The sequence below is a fragment of the Brevibacillus fortis genome (genome assembly GCF_046196545.1).
Lineage (GTDB): Bacteria > Bacillota > Bacilli > Brevibacillales > Brevibacillaceae > Brevibacillus > Brevibacillus fortis_A.
This window is the reverse complement of record NZ_CP176370.1, coordinates 2,747,593-2,768,916: the sequence shown is the minus strand read 5'-3', so window position 1 is coordinate 2,768,916 and position 21,324 is coordinate 2,747,593. Positions and strand designations below refer to the sequence as shown.

The window sequence follows — 21,324 nt, the reverse complement described above, 5'->3', positions numbered from 1 at the left end:
CCTCTCCTCTGCACCCAATTATGTTACACCTATTCCTTGAAGTAACTGCGATAAGATGGCAGTCCCCCTGCTTCCTCTGCGTACTTAACCGCTTGGATGACGGCTTCCGCCAGCACATCTGCGGATAACGCGCCCACTAAGTCTACACTCGTCTCTACTTCGCCTGTTGCTACAGCAAAGATCGTATCGCCATCGTACATGGTGTGAATCGGACGGATCGTACGGGCAAGCCCGTCGTGAGCCATTTGCGCTACCTTGTTTGCTTCTGCTTTGGACAAGCGTGCATTGCTCGCGACTACGGCAATCGTCGTGTTCGTACCTGGAGGGATCGGAGCAAAAGTTTGCTGGCGCATGATCTCCATGCTATCCCGAATGGTTCCCTGTTCATCTCTCGGCCCGGCTATGATCGTCCCTGACTGCGGATCTACGACATGACCGACCGCATTTACAGCGACGATTGCGCCTATGACGAGTCCATTGGGTAGAGTCACGGAAGCTGTGCCCAACCCGCTTTTCATCGCATTCCCAAATCCATTCAGCTTGCCTACTGTCGCACCTGTACCCGCACCGACGTTTCCTTGTGCTACTGTCTCACGGCTTGCTGCCTGTGCTGCCTCATAGCCCATTTGACGATCCGGACGAACCCGATAGTCGCCTACAGCCAGGTCGAACAAGACTGCTGCTGGAACGATAGGAACGACGCCAAAGCCAACATCCAGTCCGATGCCTTGTTCCTCCAAATACTGCATGACACCTGTAGCAGCATCCAAACCGTATGCACTGCCACCCGAAAGGCAAATCGCATGGACGGCACTCACCAGATTGACAGGGTCCAAGAGGTCCGTCTCACGGGTGCCCGGGGCAGAACCCCGGACATCCACGCCGCAGACAGACGGCTTTTCCAGCATAATCACACTGCATCCCGTTAATGTTTCTTCGTTTTGTGCATGCCCGACGAGAACGCCGGGCACGTCAACAATCGTTCTGGTCATTTATAAGTCTCCTGAAATTTTTGATTTTTGCCTGCCTGCTGAGCCCAGTTTCTTCCAAGCTGCAACGACAGCCAATGTAACAATGACAGAAACAATTGCTTCTGGCAAGCCGCTCGTGATCGCGACTGTTGTCGCTACACCGAGCGTCATATATCCTCGAATGACGGCCATGCCCAGTACCAGAATCGTGTTTGTCATCGCCCCAATAAAGCCAGCGGCACCAATCGCCAAGTACTGATTGACGTTTTTCAAACCGACATAGGTCAAGTAGGCAGTCACTCCGATGAACAAACGTGGCAGAATGGCTACTAGCGGGTCTTTAAAAAGCGGAACGGTGGCATTTAAGAAAGAAGAGACTCCAAATATAAGGCCAATGATCATACCAACGCCCCAGCCCTCCATTATGCCCCCGATAACAGCCGGGATGTGCATAATGGTGGCATTGCCCGCTGCTGTCGGAACCGGAATGTAGCCGAGACGTGTTACCCCGAGCAAAATCGCTATCGCGCCCAGAACGCCTGCAATGACAATCTTGCGAACGGTCAAGCCTTTTTCCATGCATACTCCTCCTTTTACGAGTTTTATGTGGAATGCCCTACTCGGGCGAATTCCCGCTAGTCTCCCTTACCAAGGTATGGCGAGCATGACTACTGAAATGACAATGCTCACGATCAGCGCGACGTAATCTTTGCCTACTGCCTTGTATTGGGTGTATCTGGTCCGTGCAGCACCTGGTGTGTAGCATCTGGCTTCCATTGCCAAAATCAAATCTTCTGCTCTGGAGAGCGCCACATTAAAAAGCGGGATGATGATGGGAAACATATCTTTTGTTCGCTGGATGATCCGCCACCATTCTCCTGTACCGAAATCTGCACCGCGGGATGCTTGTGCTTTCATCATTTTCTCCATTTCCATCGCGAAGGTAGGTACAAAGCGCACAGCAATCGTGATGATCAATGCAAACGCATGAACCGGAAACTTTACTTTTTCCAAAGGCCCCAACAGTCGCTCCATTCCGTGTGTGAGTTCCGTCGTCGAAGTGCTCAACGTGAGGACACTCGATAAGAAGATGACTTCTACGAAGCGCATGGCAGACACGATGACCAGGCGTACACTCTCACTCGTGATCGTGATGAAGCCGTATTTCAAATAAACCGTTCCGCCATTGACAACCTCCCCGTAAAAAAGTAACTGCATGATCGCCAAAATAATAATAAAGGGGATAGCGGGCTTAATTCCGGATATGCCGTAATGCAGGGGGATTTTCGAGATTTGAAACATCCAGATACAAATGGCTAAAGCAAACAGATTACCCACGTATGTATCGCAGATGGCAATCGCTAAGATGAGAATGACGAAAGCACCAAGCTTGAAACGAGGATCGAGACGATGAACGACCGAAGCAGTGGGTAGATATTGACCGATGGTAATATTGCGCGTCAATTCAAATTCTGCTGACATGTGGACCCCCTCCTTAGCGGTTCATCAGTTTCAAAATTTCCATCGCTGTCTCTTCGGGTAAAAAAGCACGAGGATCGATGCTGTATCCCTGCTCACGGAGCCTGTATAAAATATCAACCGATTCCGGTGTGCCGATATGATGCTGTCGCAGCAATTCCTGATTGCCAAAAATTTGTCGTGGTGTCCCTTCGCAGACTGATTTGCCGTTTGCCATGACGTAGACACGATCAGCAAGCTTGGCGACCTCTTCCATATTGTGTGAGACGAAAATAACCGTTAGCTTTTCTTCACGATTGAGACGGCGAATGCGTTCCAATAGCTCAAGACGAGAGCGCGGGTCCAACCCTGCTGTTGGCTCGTCAAGCACGAGAACCTTGGGTTGCAAGGAAAGGACGCCAGCTAATGCTACCTTGCGCTTCTGCCCGCCGCTTAAAGCAAATGTCGGACGGTCTTTCATCTCCTGAAACGAGAGGCCGACCAATTCCATCGCCCACTGAACGCGTCGCCGCACTTCCTCTAAAGGCAGCCCCATCCGAAAAGGACCGTAGGCTACATCATCACCGACCAGTTTTTCGAACAGTTGATCCTCCGGGTTTTGAAAAACCAGTCCTACTTGTCTGCGCAACGTACGAATATCAATCTTGGGTGAAGATACATCCATTCCATTGATGATGACCGTACCGGATTGTGGGCGAATCAGGCCGTTGAAATGCTGGATTAACGTCGACTTTCCCGATCCAGTATGACCGATAATCGCCAAACATTCGCCTTCTGCCACCTGAATGCTTACCTGGTCGAGAGCCCGATGCTCGAGAGGCGTTCCCTGCATGTAGACATGAGATAGATTTTCCACGTTTACGATCGGTTGCGTCATGAACCACTCGCCTCCGCTTGTCTGACGTATAGACGATTAACCTCCGCAACAACTTCCTCATTGTGGATGAGATCAGGTGTAAATTCGCTATATTTGGAGTGAACGAGATGAGCAATTCGGCTCGCGTCTGGAACATCCAGATGAAGCTCGCGAAGTCTTTCCTGATGGGAAAACACTTCACGCGGAGTACCCTCCAATACGATCTTGCCTCCCTCCATTACGATGACCCGATCTGCTTCTGCTACCTCTGACATGTGATGGGTAACGGTGACGATCGTCATTCCTTCGCGATGCAGCTTGCGAACGACTGCCAAAATATCTTGTCTACCGTAGCTATCTAACATACTCGTCGCTTCGTCCATGACGAGGCATTGTGGCTTCATTGCCAATATCCCCGCAATGGCGATTCGCTGCTTTTGTCCGCCAGACAAATGATGAGGCGGTCGATGGCGGAATGCACTCATTCCTACTGCCTCTAGGGCAAAATCCACTCGTGTTTTCATCTCTTCTACAGATGTCCCTATGTTCTCCAATCCGAAGGCCACATCGTCCTCTACAATCGTCGCGACAATCTGATTGTCCGGATGCTGAAAAACCATCCCGACACGGCTCCTCACTTCATGAATCCGCTGTTTTTCACGCGTGTTGATTCCGTTAACGATGACATCGCCAGCGTTTGGGGTCAAAATTCCATTGAGATGCTTAGACAACGTTGACTTACCGGACCCATTATGACCGATGATGGCGACATACTCTCCTGGAAACACGTCTAGGGAGACATTTTGCAGGACAGGAATTTGTTGATCTTGGTTAACCTGATAGGCAAACGAGACATTTTCTACACGAATAATCGGTTGTGGTGTCATGCTCTCCCCTCGCCTCTTCGTAAAGTCGTTTGTGCTGTGTGCTCCATAAATAAGCAACTACCATGCCACATTGATATGTTTTTAATTTTCTGTAAATTAAACGAGTAACGGAGTCACTCTGTTGCAAACATGCATCGCTGATGTTGCAATTGCATCAATTTCTACAATCTTTCGTAGCGCTTCATTTTTCTCCACAGGGTGGACCGATCCATTCCCAAAATTTTCGCCGCCTCTCCCTTGTTTCCCTTTGTCTCCTCCAAAACCTTTCGGATGACTTCCGCTTCTCTCTCTTCTTGATCTCGGTAAGATTGTCGCTGATACAGCTTCTTGGCAAAAAAAGTAGTGTCCCCCTTGCCAAGCGCGTCATTCTTACAAAGCAAGATCATTCTTTCCACCACGTTGCGCAGCTCTCGTACGTTACCTGGCCAGTCGTATTGTTTGAGAACGTGGAAAACGGCCTCTTCTACTTTCAGATGCCTTTTATTTTCCCGTTCCTTGATTTCTCCAATGATCGAATCCACTAAAAGCGGAATATCTTCAATTCGCTCTCGCAAAGCAGGCAACTCTAGTGTCAACACATTCAATCGGAAGTACAGGTCCGAGCGAAACTGCTTTTCCTCTACCAGTCGTTCCAAATCCCGATTCGTTGCCGCAATAATTCTCACATCGACAGGGACGATGCGCTCCCCGCTGATTCTGCGGATTTTTTTCTCCTGCAAGATACGCAAGAGCAACGCTTGGATCGGGATCGACATCTCTCCGATTTCGTCGAGAAACAGCGTGCCTCCGTGTGCCAATTCAAACAGCCCGGGCTTTCCGCCTTTTCGCGCACCTGTAAAAGCGCCATCCTCGTATCCGAACAACTCGCTCTCCAATAAATTACCGGGGAGAGCCGCACAGTTAACCGGGATGAACGGCCCGGTTGCACGCTGGCTGCTTAAATGAATCCCTTGGGCAAACAACTCCTTGCCAGTCCCAGTCTCCCCCTGTATAAGAACCGTCGCATCAGTCCGTGCAAATGTTTCCGCCCATTCCTTCGCTTCACGGATCGCAGATGATTCTCCCACGATATCCTCCAGGCGGAATTTGGCTTCCAAGCCGCTCTCCATGCTCTGCTTGCGAATGCGCATCTCCATTTTTTGAATGTCGGTGATCTCTTTAAAAGTGGACACCGCTCCCACGATTTCACCCGCTACGACAATCGGCAAACGGTTGATGATAATTTGTCGATTCAGGATCGTCGCGATGTCCCCTATCTCTTTTTTTCCCGTGGCCAAAATTCTCAACATATCTGAATTGGGAATATAACGGGTAATTTTTTGTCCAACGATATTGCCTGGCAATCCGAGTATTTCCATCGCGTTTTTATTGACCCCGATAATAATGGAATCCCGATCGACTGCGATGATGCCGTCATGGGAAGCGTCCAGAATCGCCTGCATGTGGATGTCATGGATCATTTGCCTGGCTCTCCTTCCTCGGCTTGCTCAAGCATGACTGCTACTTCCGGTGCAGGTCTTCTTGCCCGACGCTTTTTTCGTTTCTTTTTCCGTAGAATGAAAATGGACAGGAGCATCAGCGCGAGGATGGCGAGCTCGATCGGTTGTGCCAGCTTTGCAGAAGTCCAGCCACTCATGCCCAGCAAGTGAAAGATGACGGCTATGTAAAGGAAGATCGATGCTAGATTTTGAGCTTTCACCTGTTTCACCTCTGTTTTTTCTCGTTAGTGAAAGAATGCGGCAATCACTTTATCGTTGATCCCGCTCATGGAGTAGTAATGAACCGGCTTCCCTTGTTCGTGTGATGATTTTCATTTTGAATCCCTCTTCATCCGGCTTATATTTTTCGTAATAATCTGACTAGCCTACTACGAAAAACTCCCATGGAGCCGTGAACATAGCTCCACAGGAGAGTGGGTCCTTGTTGTCTTGCGATTAGATAGAAAGTAGCTCCACAGTTTCTTTGCTCTCCAAGTCTTTCACCATGTCGAGCCATGCTTGTGGCTTTTGTGGAAGCACGGCGTAATAACGCTTCAAGAACGTGACGATCAGATCCGCTTCGAGGGTCGTTTGCTCTTCGTTTGTCGGCATGAAGCCCAGATCGAGTCCGGATACTGCTTCGCCGTCATTTTGCCAGGACGGATGTACATAGGTAAAGTTCGTACGTTTGTATCCCAGATGAGAGAGCACTTCCCGACGTACAAATGGGTCCATTGGCTTGATCCCGCCAAAGTTGTGTTCTTCTACACGGTACGGGTCGTAGATTTCTGCAAACATCCCGTAGAGCTCCTTGCCGTTTTCAGCAGCCAGAGCGAGCAGGTCCTTTTGACGCTCTCTGGCGAGGAAGCGTCCCACTCCGAGTCCTTCTCGACCAATGATCGTGAAGTCTGTCATGGCTACGTTCATGTCTGTGTAATAACGGTATTCGGTAGCGCCCACAACTTCTCCTTCGTGTACAGCTACAAATACACGAATGCCTGGATCTTCCAGCGGTTCTTTCCACAGATCGTACTCCAATACTTCCTCAGGCGGGAAAACCTCTTGCATCAAACGGTGCATTTTTGCGAAAAGCGGGTTATCAATATGTTGAATGCGTACGAATTCCATCAGTCATATCCCCTCTCGATCGATTATATCGGATAAACGCCCTACTGATGCTGCTGAAATGGATTTTTCCATTCCATAAGTGTCGCGTAGTTGCGAGATTCCTCATCTTCCAAATAATTCGCCACGACCTGAACAGGCGTACGACCGCAGCGCATAAGAAATGTAATCACCGGGTCTCTTACTTCCCCTGTCAGAACACTCTCCAAATACCGCTCTGGTGTCCATTGGTCTGCATAACGTCCATATCCTGGCATGCGACCTCCGCCGAGCAATCTGCGCAGTCCTTTTTGTACCACCAGCTCATACATCGCTTGCATCATCTGTTGACCCAATCCCAGCTTGCGGAAGCTCGGACGAATGCAAATGTCTACGATGTACAGCGTGTCCCCTTGGGGATCATGATTGCGGATATAACCACTATCCGTGACATCTTCCCACTTATGCTCAGGGTGAGCCGGATCAAAATTCACGAGCAGTCCTGTCATCGAACCTGCCAAAACGCCGTCCACTTCTACACAAATGGCACCTTCCGGGAACAGCGTAATATGGTTCGTCAGTTGCTCCTGATTCCACCATAGCTCTGACGGAAACGGCGGGGGAAAGCTCTCCGCCTGTATTTGGATCAATTCGAAGAAGTCTGCGCGATTGTAGTTGCGAATAACGGCTTTGCGTGGCTTGTTCCCTTCAAATACATACAGCTCTTTTCTGTACATATGCATCCTCCTGCTGTCCAGATCACGACGGAATGCTTACTTCCAGTCTGTATACAAATCGGTGCGGCGGTCGCGCCACGTTGTAACGGAGCCTTTTTCCCGCACATCATATAGCAGTTGGATATCCAGGTCAGCGGTTACCATCATGTCGTGGTTGATTTCCCCTTCAGCAAGAATGCCTCGCGGAGGGAACGGAACATCGTTTGGCGTCAAGATCGCCGCTTGTCCAAAGTTCGCTCGCATGAAATCAACTGTCGGCAGCGAGCCTACTGTACCAGTCAGTACGACATACACCTGGTTTTCAATCGTCCGGGCATGACTGGTATAACGAACGCGGTGGAATGCGTGGCGATCATCCGTGCAGGATGGGCAGAAAATGACGTCTGCACCCCGTGCTTTGGCGATACGCACCCACTCAGGGAACTCGATGTCATAGCAAATAATCATCGCGACCTTCCCTTTGTCGGTCTCAAAGATTTGCAACGAGTCGCCAGCCCCCATGTTCCAGCCTTTTACTTCCCATGGTGTGATATGAATTTTTTTCTGCTGCCCTACACGTCCATCCGGGTAAAACAGAAAAGCCGTATTGTAAAGCTTGCCGTTTTCCTCGATGATGTGCGTTCCACCAATCAGATGCATCTCATATTTGGCAGCGAGAGTACGAAACAGCTCGACATATCGGTCCGTGAATGATGGCAATGCCGTAATCGGCAGCGCATTGCCCTGCTCGTCTCCGATCGACATGAGTTGAGTCGTAAACAGCTCCGGGAAAAGGAGAAATTCTGTGTCGTACTCTTGCGCGTTTTTCACGTAGTGCTCAACTTGATTAGCGAAGTCTTCAAAGCTATGTATGGTATGCAGATGATACTGCACAGCGGAAACACGCATTTTCATGCCATTCTTCCTTCCTCAAACGTGATAAGAACCTCTAAGAATAAAATATATCAAAAACAGTCTGTAAAGTCTCGTCATGGGCTGTATGAAAAAAGTCGCCTATCCGTTTAGACGGGCGACTCTCTCTATTATTAGTTGGTACTCATCCGCAATACAGTTTTGTAGAGCAGCTCTGTTCCCAGGGCCACGTCTTCATAGGCTGCATATTCTTGCGGATTATGACTGATACCGTCCTTGCAGCGGACAAAAATCATCCCGTAATCACAAACGTAGGAGAGTGCCAAAGCGTCATGGAAAGGACCACTCATCAGCTCGCGCACAGAGGCACCGAGCTTGCTGCTCTCCTCGTGCATGATTGCCTTAATCCAGTCGGCGCAGTAACGCGGGTCACTATTCGTATCTTCCGTAATGGTATATTGCAATCCACCTTCTATAGCGGCTAGCTCAATCGCCTCGCGCAACGCTTGTTCGCGCTCATCACGACGCTGCAAATCGATATCGCGCAAATCAATCGAAAAACGCACCCGCTCTGGAATGATGTTACGCGAATCCGGGAAAACCTCCAAGTGACCGACTGTACCGACTGTTGGCGCTTTTGGATCGAGCTTTGCCAGCTCGTTCACTGCCAAAATTACTTTTGCCGCTCCGACTAGTGCATCCTTTCTCATCGGCATCGGTACGGAACCAGCGTGCCCGGCAAAGCCAGTCAGCTCGACCGTCCACCACAAAGGCCCTGATATCGCAGACACGATTCCAATCGCTTCTTTCGCATCATCGAGAATCGGCCCCTGCTCAATATGCAGCTCCAGATAAGCACCGATGCTGCCTTTTGGATAAATAGACGCTTCCAGACGATCAGGGTCGCAGCCAAAGTCAATCAGTGCTTGCCTGCGTGTGATCCCGTTTTTATCCGTCCGCTCCATGTCCGTCGGGTCCAGCATGCCGAGAATGCCTTTGGAACCAAACAGTCCTTTTTGAAACCGGCATCCTTCTTCGTCACAAAACGCAACGACTTCAATAGGTTGTGCAGGCAAGATCCCTTGTTCGTTCAACGTTTGGACAACCTCCAGCCCGCCCAATACCCCGATCACACCATCGTACTGACCGCCGTACGGCTGCGAATCGATATGCGAGCCAATCATAAGGATCGGGGCTTGATCATCCGTCCCCGCCATCCGACCAATCAAATTGCCGAAGTCATCGATCCGCGTCTGAAGACCGGCTTCTTCCATCCAGCTACGCACCAGCTCTACGCCTGCCCGATCTTCAGCAGACAAAGCGAGTCGACATACACCCGTTTCGCCTATTTTCCCGATTTGCGCCAATTGCTCGATTCGTTTTTGCAGCCGTTCTTCATTGATCGCAAGCTTTCTCTCTTTTACGTTCATGCTTGTAGGACCTCCTCGTCTTGGCGTTGATAGACGAACTCCCCATCGATCATCGTTTTGTCTACGCGCAGTTCTTTAATACGATCTGCCCGCGTTGCCAAAATATCGCCGTCCAGCACCACAAGATCAGCGAGCTTCCCGACTTCAATACTCCCTTTGATCCCCTCCTCAAAACTGGCGTACGCTCCGTTCCAAGTAAACATGCGAATCGCCTCCATGATGCTGACCTTTTGATTGCTCCCCACATCCTTACCTGTTTTACTCAACCGATTAACAGCAGCATGAATCCCAATCAGCGGGTTGAAATCAGTCACGGGACTATCCGACGCTCCTGCCGTAATGATCCCCGCATCGAACTGATCCCTCGCCGGAAACATATGTCCGACACGCTCTCCGATGTTGGTCACATACGAATCGCCGTAATCGTAGATAAAAGCAGGATTCGGGATGGGTACGACACCTAGCCGAGCCATTCTCGCCAGCAGATCAGGCGCAGATACACCAGCATGTTCAATCCTATGTCGGTGGTTCTCACGCGGATGTGCTTCTAGTGCCGTTTCAAAGCATGTCAGCAGCATGTCAATCGCTCGATCTCCTTGGGCATGAGCGGTAATTTGAAAACCTCTTGCATGTGCCTCTCCCAAAATGGTATTCAACTCGTCCTGTTCGTAGTAGAGAATTCCGTAATCATCTGGTCGGCTCGTGAACGGTTCACGCATGGCCATCGTGGGCGCAATGCTTGCCCCATCGGTAAAAACTTTCGCGGGTCCGATACGGAAACGAGCGTTCCCCGTACCCGTTACCATCCCGGCATCGATCATCTTTCGGACAAAATCATCGGATTGATTCAGCGCACAAACCATTGCGTAGATGCGAACTTTCACGTCACCTTTCTGTACCGCTTTTTGCATCGCCCGATAGTTTTCTGGACCGTATCCCCCCGCATCGTGGACACTCGTAATGCCGGCAGCAACAAAGTCTTCCGAAGCCAATCGCAAGCCTTCGATGTATTCGGCTTCTGTAAAAGCAGCTTTTTCAAATAGGTTCATATGTGCCGTTTCGATGAGGAACCCCGTTAGTTCACCATCTGCATCACGATCAATACGTCCACCTTGGGGATCAGCTGTGTTTCGGTCATAACCCGCTATGGCAATTGCTCTGCTGTTTACGACAGAGTGATGAGCGCACGTCCTCATGACAAAAACAGGATGCGCTGTCGTCACTTCATCCAGCTCGGCAAGCGTCGGATAGCGTTGCTCGACCATGAGATTTTCATCAAAACCACATGCCCTCACCCATTCCCCTGCTGGTGTTTTTGCCGCTTGTTCTTTCAGTGCGGTGAGCAGATCATCAATCGACTTGATCCCTCTCGCTTTGCAATCGACCCCCAGCTTGTTCGTACCGTAAATTGCAATATGCAGGTGGGCATCGATAAAGCCGGGCAAGAGACTCTTCCCTTGCAAATCAATGACGTTCGTATGTGATTCAATCAACTGTTTCACATCTTCACTAGACCCGACAGCAAGGATGCGATTTCCTCTGACTGCCACTGCCTCTGCCACCCGATTCTCATGATCTACCGTGATCACCTGTCCATTGAGAAAAACCGTATCTGCCATATAACTTCCTCCTTTAGGAAATGGTATTAAAGAGTGGGTGTCCCTTCTGTGTTTGCCGCATGACGATTGAGTGCAAAAAGATTCTTCGTCACAAATGTCACAGTAAACATCACGACGAGATTGACTAGCAATGCCACGACACCTATGTTCAAGTCTTTGACAACGGCTGGCCAGTTCGGAAACATGGTGGCAATCGTCACTTGGAAAATCGTCACATACGCAACGGTTGACACCCCACATAAAATCCCGGCAAACGCACCGTATTTATTCACCCATGGCTTGGCAGGGAGACTAAAAAGCAATGCCGGAAATAACTGTGTGACCAAGCTGTAGCCCATTAATAACAGCGTTACGAGCGTATCTCCCCCACTCAGTGAAAAATACAGTGATATCAATGAGATGACTGGCACCAACCATTTGGCAATCCGGGCGATTTGTGCGTCAGATGTTTGCGGAGCCATGACTTTGTACACATTTTTCGCCAAGAGCGTCGCCCCGGTCATCAATAGCATCGAGCCTGGTACAAGCGCAGTTAGCAAGCCTGCTGCGCCAATGATCCCCACTACCCACGGATCGAATGTCTGCAACGAGAGACGGAGCAAGGACAAATCGCCATCCGCCCCTTTTAAACCGGGCACTTGCAGAATCGCCGTAAAGCCAACAAAGAACACAAACAAAAGCATCAAGGTATAGAGCGGCAGCATGATCGTATTTTTGCGGAACACATTTGCATTTTTCGCTGAAAACACAGAGCCGAACGTATGCGGCCACATGTAAAATCCGAACACCGTGACCAACACCGTTGAAATATACCAGGAAATGCTTAATCCCTCCTCAGGGAACGTCAAGAAACCAGGATTGGACGCTTGTACGGCTTCAAACATCGGCTGGATGCCCCCGTAATAATGAAACGGAAGGTAAAGCCCGAGGAAAACGACGACAAAGAAAATCATGATGTCCTTGATTGCAGCCGTCCAAGCCGAACCGTGAATCCCTGAGATCATGACGTAAATGGTCACAGCAATGACCCCGATCCATATCGCAGCAGCAGGCGTAATCGAGCCATAGGATGCTTCCGATACAATGATCCCCAGGCCTTTGAATTGGAGGACGAGATACGGAATAATCGCAATGACTCCTACCGCTGCGACCAAAATGCCGAGTATCGGACTCTTGTATTTGCTTACAAAAAAATCAGATTGGGAGACGAGCTTGTGCTCTTTGGCATACCGCCAAATGGGCGGCAACAGCCAGTAGGAAATGACATAGGCGAGGGAAATATAAGAGAGAACGTAATAAGAAGGTGCCCCTTTGGAGTACGCCCAACCGCTGCCCCCCAAAAAGGTGAATGTCGTATAAATCTCGCCTGCGACCAGCAAGAAAATAAAGATCGAACCGAATCCCCTACCGCCAACAGTCCATTGTTCCATATTCATGTCTTTCCCTTTTTGTGCACGAATACCGGAATAGAAGGACAGCAATAAAAAGGCAAAAATAATGATCAAGGCGATATTCATTGGCCGTCCTCCTTCGTAGCAGGGTCGATTTTGTTGAGGCATGCCATGATGACGGAAGTTAAGACAACCCAGAGAACGATCCAAAATAGGACAAACGGCATGCCTAATACGAAAGGCTCAACCCGATTCACAAACGGAATTCCTCCCAGCATCCCAATGAACGGCAGTACCCCTAGCCAATCTCTCGCTTTCATGCAACTCCCCCCAGTTTGCTCGATTTGTCCCATTGCCTGTACACATTCTGGACATGTACATTAGTATTATCGAAAAATTCAAATTTCTCCTTTGTTCACATGACTAGAAAACGGAACGAGGTTTTGTGCAAGTAGCTAAAAGATGATGAAGGCATGGTGAGCGTAATGATTACTGTCCGTGAGCTCATACAAGTTGGTGGCTTTGATGAATCGTCAGTGCTTGCGGGCGCTGACTCTTTAGAAAATGAACTGCTAGGAGTCACCTCGTTTGATTCTCCCGATGGCCACAGGTGGCTACGAGCTGGTGAATTCGTCCTGACGACAGGTTTTCCATTTCTCTCTCAGCAAAAAACATGTACGAAACGGCTGATAACACTCATCGATGAGCTAGTCGCCATCGGCACCCCCGGGCTTGCCATCAAATTAGGTCGATACATCGAGGACCTTCCTGAAGCCGTTCTCTCCCACGCTACGAAAAAGGCGTTTCCCATCCTGTCCTTTCCGATGAATAAAGCTTGGTCGGATGTCATCGTGCCAGTCGTTCAATACATCAATGACAAACAGCGTATCGAGCTGGACAGAACCCATGCCATTTATGAACGGTTTCATCACTATTTAGCGGGAGGAGCTCCGATTTCTACTCTGACAGATTTACTGTCCGATATCCTTGATGCTCCTGTCTCCATCCATGTCCCCCAGCATAAATGGAAATGGGATTCCTCGCTTGGTTCGTTCCCACGCGATGATTCATTGGACAAGCTATACGGCCAACGCGCTCCGATCCGACTAACGCAAGAGCCTCTTAGCAGACAAAAAGAAGGCATCCATGTCCGGTGGCTTCTCCACGACCAAATCGTGCAAGGAACCATCATCATTGGACAGCGGGAGCGTGATCTATACGCGTGGGAAAAAGTCGCCATTGAGCAAAGTGCTGCCCTCTTGTCACTTGAAATGCAGCGACAACGAGCTATCCGGGAAACATTTCAGCGTTTTCGCAATGATTTTTTGCAACAACTCGTCAGTGGCCAGATCGTCTCACATGAAATGCTCATGCGAAAGGCGGATGAAGTCGGCTGGGAGTTGTCCGATCACTATATCGCAATGCTCCTAAGCACCTCCCCCCATGACAAAACCGGGATGGAACTTTGGCAAGAAAACCATCATCTTCTGAACGCGTTGCACTGCTTTTTTTCTTCCAATGAAGCGATTCTGTATGGATTGGATCAGGAAAATCGTGTCCTCTTGCTCGTGCCTATGTCTATTCATGCCTCCACCGAATCGCTCTCGCAGTGGCTTCAAGAACAATGCTTGAAGACGGTCACCAAGCAACTGGATCAGCCCGTCTTTGCAGGAATTGGGCGTTATCATCCCGAGCGAGAAGGCATCGTTCGTAGTTATCGGGAAGCGCTGATCAGCTTGCGAACCGCTCTCCATTCTGCAAACCCAGCCACCGCCTCTTCTCTTAGCGTCAAAAGCTACCACGACTTGGGACTCGAGCGAATCATGTACGCAGACGATCCTGCGACAGAAGCCCAAGCGTTTGCTGAGGAATGTCTGGGCAAAATTCAAAGCTATGATCGAGAAAAGAACGGACAGCTCTTACATACCTTGCAAGTGTTTTTGCAAGCGGATGGTAATTATGCAGAAGCCGCGCGTCGTTTGTATGTCCATAAAAATACAATCAAGTACCGCATCCAGCTCATCCGAGAGTGGACCGGATTGAATGCGGAAAACGGGCACGATCAAATGCTGCTGCGCATCGCCATAACTGCACATGTCATTGGGCATCGCCTTTAATCTTGGTATAATGAATGGGAAAGCCAGGTAGGAGGAACAACAGATGAACGAATGGTTGAATAAGCCCGTGAAGACGATACAGAGACCAAAGAAACGAGGCACGGTAGAATACATAGATGACGAATATATCGTGGTGTTTTTTACTTCCCCCCGAAAAGAGCGCGTTATTTTCTCGAGCAAGGAAGCGTTTCTTAACAAAATCGAGTTCGTGGAAAATCCGGTAACATGAGAAAAAGCCCCTGACTTCAGCACGATTTGTGCGAAGCCAAGGGCTCTTTATATGTGCGTAGGCAGCTTACGCGTAATGCTCGTCACGCAGGCGTTTGATTTCGTCGCTCTCCAGGTATTCGTCATACGTGATCATTTTATCAATGACACCCTTCGGCGTGAACTCAATGATCCGGTTCGCAATGGTTTGGACGAACTGGTGGTCATGAGATACGAACAGAAGTGTACCGTCGAATTCAATCATGCCGTTGTTCAAGGCAGTAATGGATTCTAGATCCAAGTGGTTCGTCGGTTCGTCCATGATCAATACGTTGGCGCTTGCCAGCATCATCTTGGACAGCATGCAACGAACTTTTTCTCCCCCGGACAATACGTTCGCCTTTTTGAGAGCTTCATCTCCAGAGAACAGCATGCGACCGAGGAATCCACGAATGAATGTCTCGTCTTGATCTTTGGAGTATTGGCGCAGCCAGTCAACCAGGCTCAAGTCAGAATTGAAGTACTCAGCATTATCTTTCGGGAAGTACGCTTGGGAAGTCGTAACGCCCCATTCGAAAGAACCGCTATCAGGCTGAACTTCGCCCATCAAAATTTGGAAGAAGGTTGTTTTCGCCAGCTCATTTGGTCCGACAAACGCAACTTTGTCTCCTTTGTTGATGGTGAGGTGAAGGTTTTCAAACAGTTTTTCGCCTTCAATTGTCTTGCTCAAGCCTTCGATTGCTACGAGGTTTTTACCCGCTTCACGCTCTGGCTTGAAGTTGATGAACGGATACTTACGGCTGGAAGGACGAATGTCATCCAACGTAATTTTCTCCAACAGTTTTTTACGCGAAGTCGCCTGCTTGGACTTGGAAGCATTCGCAGAGAAACGCGCAATAAACTCTTGCAGTTCCTTCATTTTTTCTTCTTTCTTCTTATTCTGATCACGAACCATCTTCAGCGCCAATTGGCTGGATTCGTACCAGAAGTCGTAGTTACCCACGTACATTTGGATTTTGCCAAAGTCAATATCCGCAATATGCGTACACACCTTGTTCAGGAAGTGACGGTCATGGGATACAACGATGACGGTGTTTTCATAATCCGCCAGGAAGTTTTCCAACCAACGAATCGACTCAATGTCCAAGTGGTTCGTAGGCTCATCGAGGAGCAGGATGTGTGGATTGCCAAACAGGGCTTGCGCCAACAGAACACGTACCTTCTCCGTACCAGAGAGGTCTTTCATCTGCTTGTCATGCAAGTCTGTCGGGATACCCAGACCGATCAGCAAGCTAGCTGCATCTGCTTCGGCCATCCAGCCGTTCAGCTCTTCGAATTCTCCCTCCAATTGGGACGCGCGATTGCCGTCTTCCTCAGAGAAATCTTCTTTCATGTAGAGAGCGGTCTTCTCTTCCATGATCTCGAACAGGCGCTTGTGGCCCATAATTACCGTTTTTAACACTTCGTACTCGTCGAATTCAAAGTGGTTCTGCTTTAATACAGCGATACGCTCGCCCGGTGTCACCGAAACGTGACCGCTCGTCGGATCGATCTCTCCGGAGAGGATCTTCACGAAGGTAGACTTCCCTGCACCGTTCGCACCGATGAGGCCGTAACAGTTACCTGGGGTAAACTTAATGGATACATCTTCAAACAGTGCGCGCTTGCCGTAGCGCAGCGTCACGTTCTGAGTGCTTATCATCGTCGCAATACCTGCCTTTTTTGAATCGTTCAAACACTTATCTTACCAGAGATGACCTCATTTTGCAAAAGGTAAACGATTTCGCGCACAGCAAAAAACACTTGATTCATGAAATTCATTTTCACAGGGAAAACTACCATGGCAAACCAGTGGGAAGGAGGCTTAAGATATGTCCAAGCAAAATGGTGTCAAAAATGAGATGGGAAAGAAAGAAAACCCTTCGCAAACCCGGTCTTCCAACACACTTAGCAAAGAACAGACACGCTCCAAGCAACGTGGCGAGTAGAGAGTGCTTCCATCAAAAACCGGCCTGCGGCAAATGCAGACCGGTTTGTTTGCAATTAATCGGATCAAACACTGGCCTGCAACGGAACGAGGGAAGGACGATGTGTCTGTACAGGCTGTGAATCCACATAGATCGATACATTATGCAACGTCACATACACAATGCTCTCCTCTTCTACGTTTAACTCCATAAAACGTTGCCTGCTCAACTCTGCCTCAAACACCTCATCTGTGTCCAAACGCTTCAGGTCAAGACGAACAATCGGGCCCAAGAGCGAAATATGGTTAATCTCGGCCTGAACAGATCTGGCAGACTTCCCCTCAGGCGGTCGCAACGATATCTCTACATCATGTGGACGCATGTATCCGACAGCGGGAGCCTCCACCGCTTTATCCTTCCAATCCGTCTCGAATTCTGCTTCGCCGAGCTTGATTTTGCCATTTTGGATTCGTCCGTGAAACAGATTGACCCGCCCCAGAAAGCTGTATACAAACGGATTCGCCGGATGATGATAAATTTCTTCGGGCGATCCTACCTGCTCCACTCGTCCTTCATTCATCACAACTACCTGATCCGCCAATTCCATAGCTTCCTCTTGATCGTGTGTGACGAACAGAATCGTCAGCCCGAGCTTCCCATGCAGATGACGGAGCCAGCGACGCAGCTCCTGTCTCACTTTCGTATCCAAAGCGCCAAACGGTTCATCCAGCAGCAAAAATTTTGGTTCCACTGCCAACGCCCTCGCCAATGCGACACGCTGGCGCTGACCACCGGATAGCTGTGAGGGATAGCGATGTGCGAGACCTTCTAGCTGCACGAGTTTTAACAGCGAATGAACCTTTTCACTGATTTCCTCCTTGCTCGGCCGTGTTTTGCGGGAGCGAACGGACAAACCAAACGCAATGTTGTCAAAAATGTTCATATGCCGAAACAAGGCGTAATGCTGAAAAACAAATCCAACCTGCCGCTCGCGCACGTCGCGGTTCGTATTATCCTCTCCGTGAAAGAGAATGCTCCCCTCCTGCGGTTGTTCCAGTCCAGCGATGAGACGCAAAAGCGTCGTCTTTCCCGATCCGGAAGGCCCGAGAAGCGCTACGAGTTCGCCTTCCGGGATATGCAGATTCACATTTTTCAGCGCCGTAAAGCTTTTATATGACTTCGTAATGTTCACGACCTCGATACTCATCCGGCTCTCTCTCCTGTCACGTCGTAGTGTTGTTCCTCATCCAGCTTTGCCTGCCGCTCGGTTTTCCACTCGATCAAGCTTTTCAGAATAAGCGTCACCAAGGCTAAGGCAGCAAGCAAGGTGGCTACCGCAAAGGCAGCAGCGAATTGATATTCGTTGTAGAGAATCTCCACATGCAACGGGAGCGTATTGGTCATGCCGCGGATATGACCGGAAACGACGGATACTGCCCCGAATTCACCCATGGCGCGGGCATTACACAGAATGACCCCATACAGGAGTCCCCATTTTACGTTTGGCAGCGTGACGCGTAAAAATGTTTTCCAGCCGCTTGCTCCGAGCGAGACTGCTGCTTCCTCCTCGTCTCTTCCCTGTGCTTCCATGACCGGAATCAGTTCACGAGCGACGAACGGGAAGGTAACGAAGGTCGTCGCTAGCACGATACCGGGAACCGCGAAGATGATTTTTAAGTCCCACGCCGCAATCAAGGGCGCCGCCACACCCTGACTCCCAAACAAGAGGACAAAGATAAGGCCCGCTATCACTGGAGATACGGCAAATGGCAAGTCTATCAACGTAAGCAACACATTTTTACCCGGGAACGAAAACTTGGCTATTGCCCATGCAGCCGCGATCCCGAACGTTACATTAAGCGGTACGCTAATGGCAGCGACAAGCAAGGTGAGCTTGACAGCGGATAACGTTTCCTCCTCTGTAATGGACGCCACGAACACCTCCGCCCCTTGTCGAAACGCTTCTGTAAAAACAGCTACTAGCGGCAGGATTAAAAACAAGCCGAGGAAGAGCAAGGCCACGATAATCAGTGTCCATCGGATATAGGTCGGCTCCGTCAAATGCTTCATACGTGATACCTCCTAACGGGCCGCATCGAATTTATTGATTTTCCATTGCAAGTAGTTGATGACCAAAAGCATGATAAAAGAAATCACTAGCATGATCGTTGCAATTGCCGTAGCGCCTGCATAGTCGAACTGTTCCAGCTTGGTCATAATCAAGAGGGGCACTATTTCTGTTTTCAACGGCATGTTCCCAGAGATGAACACGACGGAGCCATACTCACCCAGTGCTCTGGCAAAGGCGAGCGCAAAACCCGTAATGATCGCTGGTAACAAATGCGGCAAAACCACTCGCCAAAATGTATTCCATCGGGTAGCACCCAACGTAGCCGCCGCTTCCTCCATCTGCAAATCCCAATCCTGCAACACAGGCTGGACAGTTCTGACGACAAAAGGAAGACCGATGAATGTTAGGGCAACCCATATACCGATGGGAGTATACGCTACCTTGATCCCCCACTCCGCCAGGTACTGCCCGATCCAGCCATTTTCAGCGTAAATAGAAGTCAGGGCAATCCCGCCTACAGCGGTAGGTAAAGCAAATGGCAGATCAACAATGCCGTCAATGATCCGCTTCCCCGCAAACTGATAGCGTACCAACACCCATGCCACCAAGACACCGAACACTGCATTGAGACAAGCCGCGAAAAAAGAAGTCATAATACTCACACGAATGGAGGCAAGGACCCTTGTATCCATGATCGTCCCTATGAATTGCTCCCAACTCATCGTCGAAGCTTTTAAAAACAAGACAGACAGAGGGATCAGCACCAGTAGACTCAGGTAGATGATGGTATAGCCCATGGTCATGCCAAAGCCCGGCAAAAACCCTCTGTTGCGGAATGATTTTCTCATGAAGGTAACTCCTCTGAGGAAAGTGTACGTCTATGGTTTATAAAGTTGATCGAAGACGCCTTGATCTGCAAAATGAGTCTTTTGTGCTTTCGTCCAGCCACCAAACAACTCATCGATGGTAAACAATTTGATTTCGGGGAATGCGGGTGTATGTGCTTTGAGTACTTCCTGTGAACGTGGACGGTAGTAGTGCTTAGCAGCCAGCTCTTGGCCTTTTTTGGTATACAGGAACTGGAGGTATGCTTCCGCTACTTCTTTTGTCTTGTGCTTGTCAGCGTATTTGTCAACGATGGTGACAGGCGGTTCAGCCAAAATGCTCAAGGACGGATTCACAATCTCAAACTTGTCTTTCCCTAGTTCATTGACCGCGAGATACGCTTCATTTTCCCATGCAATCAGTACATCCCCAATGCCACGCTCGACAAAAGTAGTGGTCGAACCACGCGCCCCAGAATCGAGGACAGGTACGTTTTTAAACAATTGTGCCACGAATTCTTGTGCCTTCGCTTCATCTCCTCCATTTGTCTTCAAGGCATAACCCCAAGCAGCCAAGTAGTTCCATCTAGCTCCCCCAGACGTTTTCGGATTCGGTGTGATCACGGAAATACCAGGCTTGATCAAATCATCCCAATCTTTGATTTGCTTCGGATTGCCTTTGCGCACGAGAAACACAATCGTGGAGGTGTAAGGCGAGCTGTTATCCGAGAGCTTCTTTTGCCAATCGGCAGGAATCAGACCGCGTTCGGCAATCGCGTCAATATCATAGGCGAGGGCTAGGGTGATTACATCTGCTTCCAAACCATCGATGACGGAGCGGGATTGCTTGCCTGAACCGCCATGTGATTGCTTGATCGTCACTGTTTGACCCGTCTTTTGTTGCCACTCTGAGGCAAACTCCTTGTTGATATCTTGGTAAAACTCTCGCGTCGGATCGTAGGAAACATTGAGCAGCTCTACCGTAGAGTTGCTGCCCGCCGCTCCATTACCTGTTTCTGCTGGTGCAGCAGCCGAGCAACCTGCCATAGCAGCCGCCAAAGCAACGATTCCTACGCGTTGCAGGATCATCTGGACCTTGCCTTTCGTGGTTTTCATACAGCTCACCTTCACTCCTCTTTTAATCTATAGTATTTTACTCGGAATACTCTGTTATTGAAGATTATACCTGCCTTTTTATTCCTGTCAACGATATTTCCATCTACCCTATGCTAGGCAGGTAGGCCACGTTCAAGTGTTACTTGCCTATCCAGTAAATTTGGGCCCGCCCATTCTGACATTTTCAAAAAAAAGCCTTCCCGTTGAATGGGAAAGCT

Annotated in this window: 21 protein-coding genes; 2 read left to right on the top strand and 19 right to left on the bottom strand. The window is 49.4% G+C overall.

Annotation, left to right across the window (positions count from 1 at the left end; genetic code table 11):
- Positions 1–29: 29 nt before the first annotated feature.
- From ACKKE8_RS14370 to ACKKE8_RS14305, 14 genes are all read right to left on the bottom strand, one after another.
- Positions 30–992: a P1 family peptidase gene (locus ACKKE8_RS14370; protein ID WP_409178723.1), complete on the bottom strand. Its 963-nt coding sequence runs from the start codon at positions 990–992 to the stop codon at positions 30–32.
- Positions 993–1,550 carry an ECF transporter S component gene (locus tag ACKKE8_RS14365; protein WP_056493023.1) on the bottom strand — a complete coding sequence of 186 codons (558 nt, stop codon included), beginning with the start codon at positions 1,548–1,550 and terminating at the stop codon, positions 993–995.
- A gap of 66 nt (positions 1,551–1,616) precedes the next feature.
- Positions 1,617–2,453: an energy-coupling factor transporter transmembrane protein EcfT gene (locus ACKKE8_RS14360; RefSeq protein ID WP_144615963.1), complete on the bottom strand. Its 837-nt coding sequence runs from the start codon at positions 2,451–2,453 to the stop codon at positions 1,617–1,619.
- Positions 2,454–2,466: 13 nt separating this feature from the next.
- A complete protein-coding gene (locus ACKKE8_RS14355) occupies positions 2,467–3,327 on the bottom strand; it encodes an energy-coupling factor transporter ATPase (RefSeq protein ID WP_409178722.1) in 861 nt (286 codons plus the stop codon).
- Positions 3,324–4,193 (bottom strand): energy-coupling factor transporter ATPase, encoded by an 870-nt coding sequence (locus ACKKE8_RS14350; protein ID WP_409178721.1) that lies wholly within the window; start codon positions 4,191–4,193, stop codon positions 3,324–3,326. Before ACKKE8_RS14350 ends, ACKKE8_RS14355 begins: the two co-directional genes overlap by 4 nt.
- Positions 4,194–4,354: 161 nt before the next feature.
- Positions 4,355–5,653 (bottom strand): sigma-54 interaction domain-containing protein, encoded by a 1,299-nt coding sequence (locus ACKKE8_RS14345; protein WP_409178720.1) that lies wholly within the window; start codon positions 5,651–5,653, stop codon positions 4,355–4,357.
- Positions 5,650–5,892 (bottom strand): hypothetical protein, encoded by a 243-nt coding sequence (locus ACKKE8_RS14340; protein ID WP_409178719.1) that lies wholly within the window; start codon positions 5,890–5,892, stop codon positions 5,650–5,652. The genes ACKKE8_RS14345 and ACKKE8_RS14340 overlap by 4 nt, the downstream gene beginning before the upstream one ends.
- A 235-nt stretch (positions 5,893–6,127) precedes the next feature.
- On the bottom strand, positions 6,128–6,799 hold the full coding sequence (locus ACKKE8_RS14335) for a GNAT family N-acetyltransferase (RefSeq protein WP_409178718.1): 672 nt from the start codon (positions 6,797–6,799) through the stop codon (positions 6,128–6,130).
- A 41-nt stretch (positions 6,800–6,840) separates the two neighbouring features.
- Positions 6,841–7,512, bottom strand: a complete 672-nt coding sequence (locus ACKKE8_RS14330) for a GNAT family N-acetyltransferase (RefSeq protein WP_409178717.1) — start codon at positions 7,510–7,512, stop codon at positions 6,841–6,843.
- A 36-nt stretch (positions 7,513–7,548) separates the two neighbouring features.
- Entirely contained in the window at positions 7,549–8,406 is an 858-nt protein-coding gene (locus ACKKE8_RS14325; RefSeq protein WP_409178716.1) for a carbon-nitrogen hydrolase family protein, read from the bottom strand.
- 131 nt (positions 8,407–8,537) lie between these two features.
- The gene (locus ACKKE8_RS14320) at positions 8,538–9,794 is read right to left on the bottom strand and encodes a M20 family metallo-hydrolase (RefSeq protein WP_409178715.1); all 1,257 of its coding nucleotides are present in this window, start codon (positions 9,792–9,794) and stop codon (positions 8,538–8,540) included.
- Positions 9,791–11,413, bottom strand: a complete 1,623-nt coding sequence (locus tag ACKKE8_RS14315) for an amidohydrolase (RefSeq protein ID WP_409178714.1) — start codon at positions 11,411–11,413, stop codon at positions 9,791–9,793. The genes ACKKE8_RS14320 and ACKKE8_RS14315 overlap by 4 nt, the downstream gene beginning before the upstream one ends.
- 26 nt (positions 11,414–11,439) lie before the next feature.
- Entirely contained in the window at positions 11,440–12,930 is a 1,491-nt protein-coding gene (locus ACKKE8_RS14310; RefSeq protein WP_409178713.1) for a sodium:solute symporter, read from the bottom strand.
- On the bottom strand, positions 12,927–13,124 hold the full coding sequence (locus tag ACKKE8_RS14305) for a DUF3311 domain-containing protein (protein ID WP_409178712.1): 198 nt from the start codon (positions 13,122–13,124) through the stop codon (positions 12,927–12,929). Before ACKKE8_RS14305 ends, ACKKE8_RS14310 begins: the two co-directional genes overlap by 4 nt.
- A 153-nt stretch (positions 13,125–13,277) precedes the next feature.
- Here ACKKE8_RS14305 and ACKKE8_RS14300 point away from each other — a divergent pair, with 153 nt between their 5' ends.
- Positions 13,278–14,921, top strand: coding sequence for a PucR family transcriptional regulator (locus ACKKE8_RS14300; RefSeq protein WP_409178711.1), 1,644 nt, complete (start codon positions 13,278–13,280; stop codon positions 14,919–14,921).
- Positions 14,922–14,964: 43 nt separating this feature from the next.
- Positions 14,965–15,150, top strand: coding sequence for a hypothetical protein (locus tag ACKKE8_RS14295; RefSeq protein WP_409178710.1), 186 nt, complete (start codon positions 14,965–14,967; stop codon positions 15,148–15,150).
- A 66-nt stretch (positions 15,151–15,216) separates the two neighbouring features.
- On the opposite strand, the gene ACKKE8_RS14290 is transcribed toward ACKKE8_RS14295, so the two are convergent.
- From ACKKE8_RS14290 to ACKKE8_RS14270, 5 genes are all read right to left on the bottom strand, one after another.
- On the bottom strand, positions 15,217–16,830 hold the full coding sequence (locus ACKKE8_RS14290) for an ABC-F family ATP-binding cassette domain-containing protein (protein WP_409178709.1): 1,614 nt from the start codon (positions 16,828–16,830) through the stop codon (positions 15,217–15,219).
- Positions 16,831–17,180: 350 nt separating this feature from the next.
- Entirely contained in the window at positions 17,181–18,302 is a 1,122-nt protein-coding gene (locus ACKKE8_RS14285) for a sulfate/molybdate ABC transporter ATP-binding protein (protein ID WP_409178708.1), read from the bottom strand.
- Positions 18,299–19,165, bottom strand: coding sequence for a sulfate ABC transporter permease subunit CysW (gene cysW / locus ACKKE8_RS14280; RefSeq protein WP_409178707.1), 867 nt, complete (start codon positions 19,163–19,165; stop codon positions 18,299–18,301). Before cysW ends, ACKKE8_RS14285 begins: the two co-directional genes overlap by 4 nt.
- Positions 19,166–19,177: 12 nt before the next feature.
- A complete protein-coding gene (gene cysT, locus ACKKE8_RS14275) occupies positions 19,178–20,014 on the bottom strand; it encodes a sulfate ABC transporter permease subunit CysT (protein ID WP_409178706.1) in 837 nt (278 codons plus the stop codon).
- Positions 20,015–20,044: 30 nt separating this feature from the next.
- Positions 20,045–21,106 (bottom strand): sulfate ABC transporter substrate-binding protein, encoded by a 1,062-nt coding sequence (locus ACKKE8_RS14270; RefSeq protein ID WP_409178705.1) that lies wholly within the window; start codon positions 21,104–21,106, stop codon positions 20,045–20,047.
- Between the last annotated feature and the right edge of the window lie 218 nt (positions 21,107–21,324).

What these genes read in the sequence shown, in the direction of transcription:
- ACKKE8_RS14370 (WP_409178723.1), bottom strand. Translation starts at nt 992, where the DNA reads ATGACCAGAACGATTGTTGACGTGCCCGGCGTTCTCGTCGGGCATGCA.
- ACKKE8_RS14365 (WP_056493023.1), bottom strand. Translation starts at nt 1,550, where the DNA reads ATGGAAAAAGGCTTGACCGTTCGCAAGATTGTCATTGCAGGCGTTCTG.
- ACKKE8_RS14360 (WP_144615963.1), bottom strand. Translation starts at nt 2,453, where the DNA reads ATGTCAGCAGAATTTGAATTGACGCGCAATATTACCATCGGTCAATAT.
- ACKKE8_RS14355 (WP_409178722.1), bottom strand. Translation starts at nt 3,327, where the DNA reads ATGACGCAACCGATCGTAAACGTGGAAAATCTATCTCATGTCTACATG.
- ACKKE8_RS14350 (WP_409178721.1), bottom strand. Translation starts at nt 4,193, where the DNA reads ATGACACCACAACCGATTATTCGTGTAGAAAATGTCTCGTTTGCCTAT.
- ACKKE8_RS14345 (WP_409178720.1), bottom strand. Translation starts at nt 5,653, where the DNA reads ATGATCCATGACATCCACATGCAGGCGATTCTGGACGCTTCCCATGAC.
- ACKKE8_RS14335 (WP_409178718.1), bottom strand. Translation starts at nt 6,799, where the DNA reads ATGGAATTCGTACGCATTCAACATATTGATAACCCGCTTTTCGCAAAA.
- ACKKE8_RS14330 (WP_409178717.1), bottom strand. Translation starts at nt 7,512, where the DNA reads ATGTACAGAAAAGAGCTGTATGTATTTGAAGGGAACAAGCCACGCAAA.
- ACKKE8_RS14325 (WP_409178716.1), bottom strand. Translation starts at nt 8,406, where the DNA reads ATGAAAATGCGTGTTTCCGCTGTGCAGTATCATCTGCATACCATACAT.
- ACKKE8_RS14320 (WP_409178715.1), bottom strand. Translation starts at nt 9,794, where the DNA reads ATGAACGTAAAAGAGAGAAAGCTTGCGATCAATGAAGAACGGCTGCAA.
- ACKKE8_RS14315 (WP_409178714.1), bottom strand. Translation starts at nt 11,413, where the DNA reads ATGGCAGATACGGTTTTTCTCAATGGACAGGTGATCACGGTAGATCAT.
- ACKKE8_RS14310 (WP_409178713.1), bottom strand. Translation starts at nt 12,930, where the DNA reads ATGAATATCGCCTTGATCATTATTTTTGCCTTTTTATTGCTGTCCTTC.
- ACKKE8_RS14305 (WP_409178712.1), bottom strand. Translation starts at nt 13,124, where the DNA reads ATGAAAGCGAGAGATTGGCTAGGGGTACTGCCGTTCATTGGGATGCTG.
- ACKKE8_RS14300 (WP_409178711.1), top strand. Translation starts at nt 13,278, where the DNA reads ATGGTGAGCGTAATGATTACTGTCCGTGAGCTCATACAAGTTGGTGGC.
- ACKKE8_RS14295 (WP_409178710.1), top strand. Translation starts at nt 14,965, where the DNA reads ATGAACGAATGGTTGAATAAGCCCGTGAAGACGATACAGAGACCAAAG.
- ACKKE8_RS14290 (WP_409178709.1), bottom strand. Translation starts at nt 16,830, where the DNA reads ATGATAAGCACTCAGAACGTGACGCTGCGCTACGGCAAGCGCGCACTG.
- ACKKE8_RS14285 (WP_409178708.1), bottom strand. Translation starts at nt 18,302, where the DNA reads ATGAGTATCGAGGTCGTGAACATTACGAAGTCATATAAAAGCTTTACG.
- cysW (WP_409178707.1), bottom strand. Translation starts at nt 19,165, where the DNA reads ATGAAGCATTTGACGGAGCCGACCTATATCCGATGGACACTGATTATC.
- cysT (WP_409178706.1), bottom strand. Translation starts at nt 20,014, where the DNA reads ATGAGAAAATCATTCCGCAACAGAGGGTTTTTGCCGGGCTTTGGCATG.
- ACKKE8_RS14270 (WP_409178705.1), bottom strand. Translation starts at nt 21,106, where the DNA reads ATGAAAACCACGAAAGGCAAGGTCCAGATGATCCTGCAACGCGTAGGA.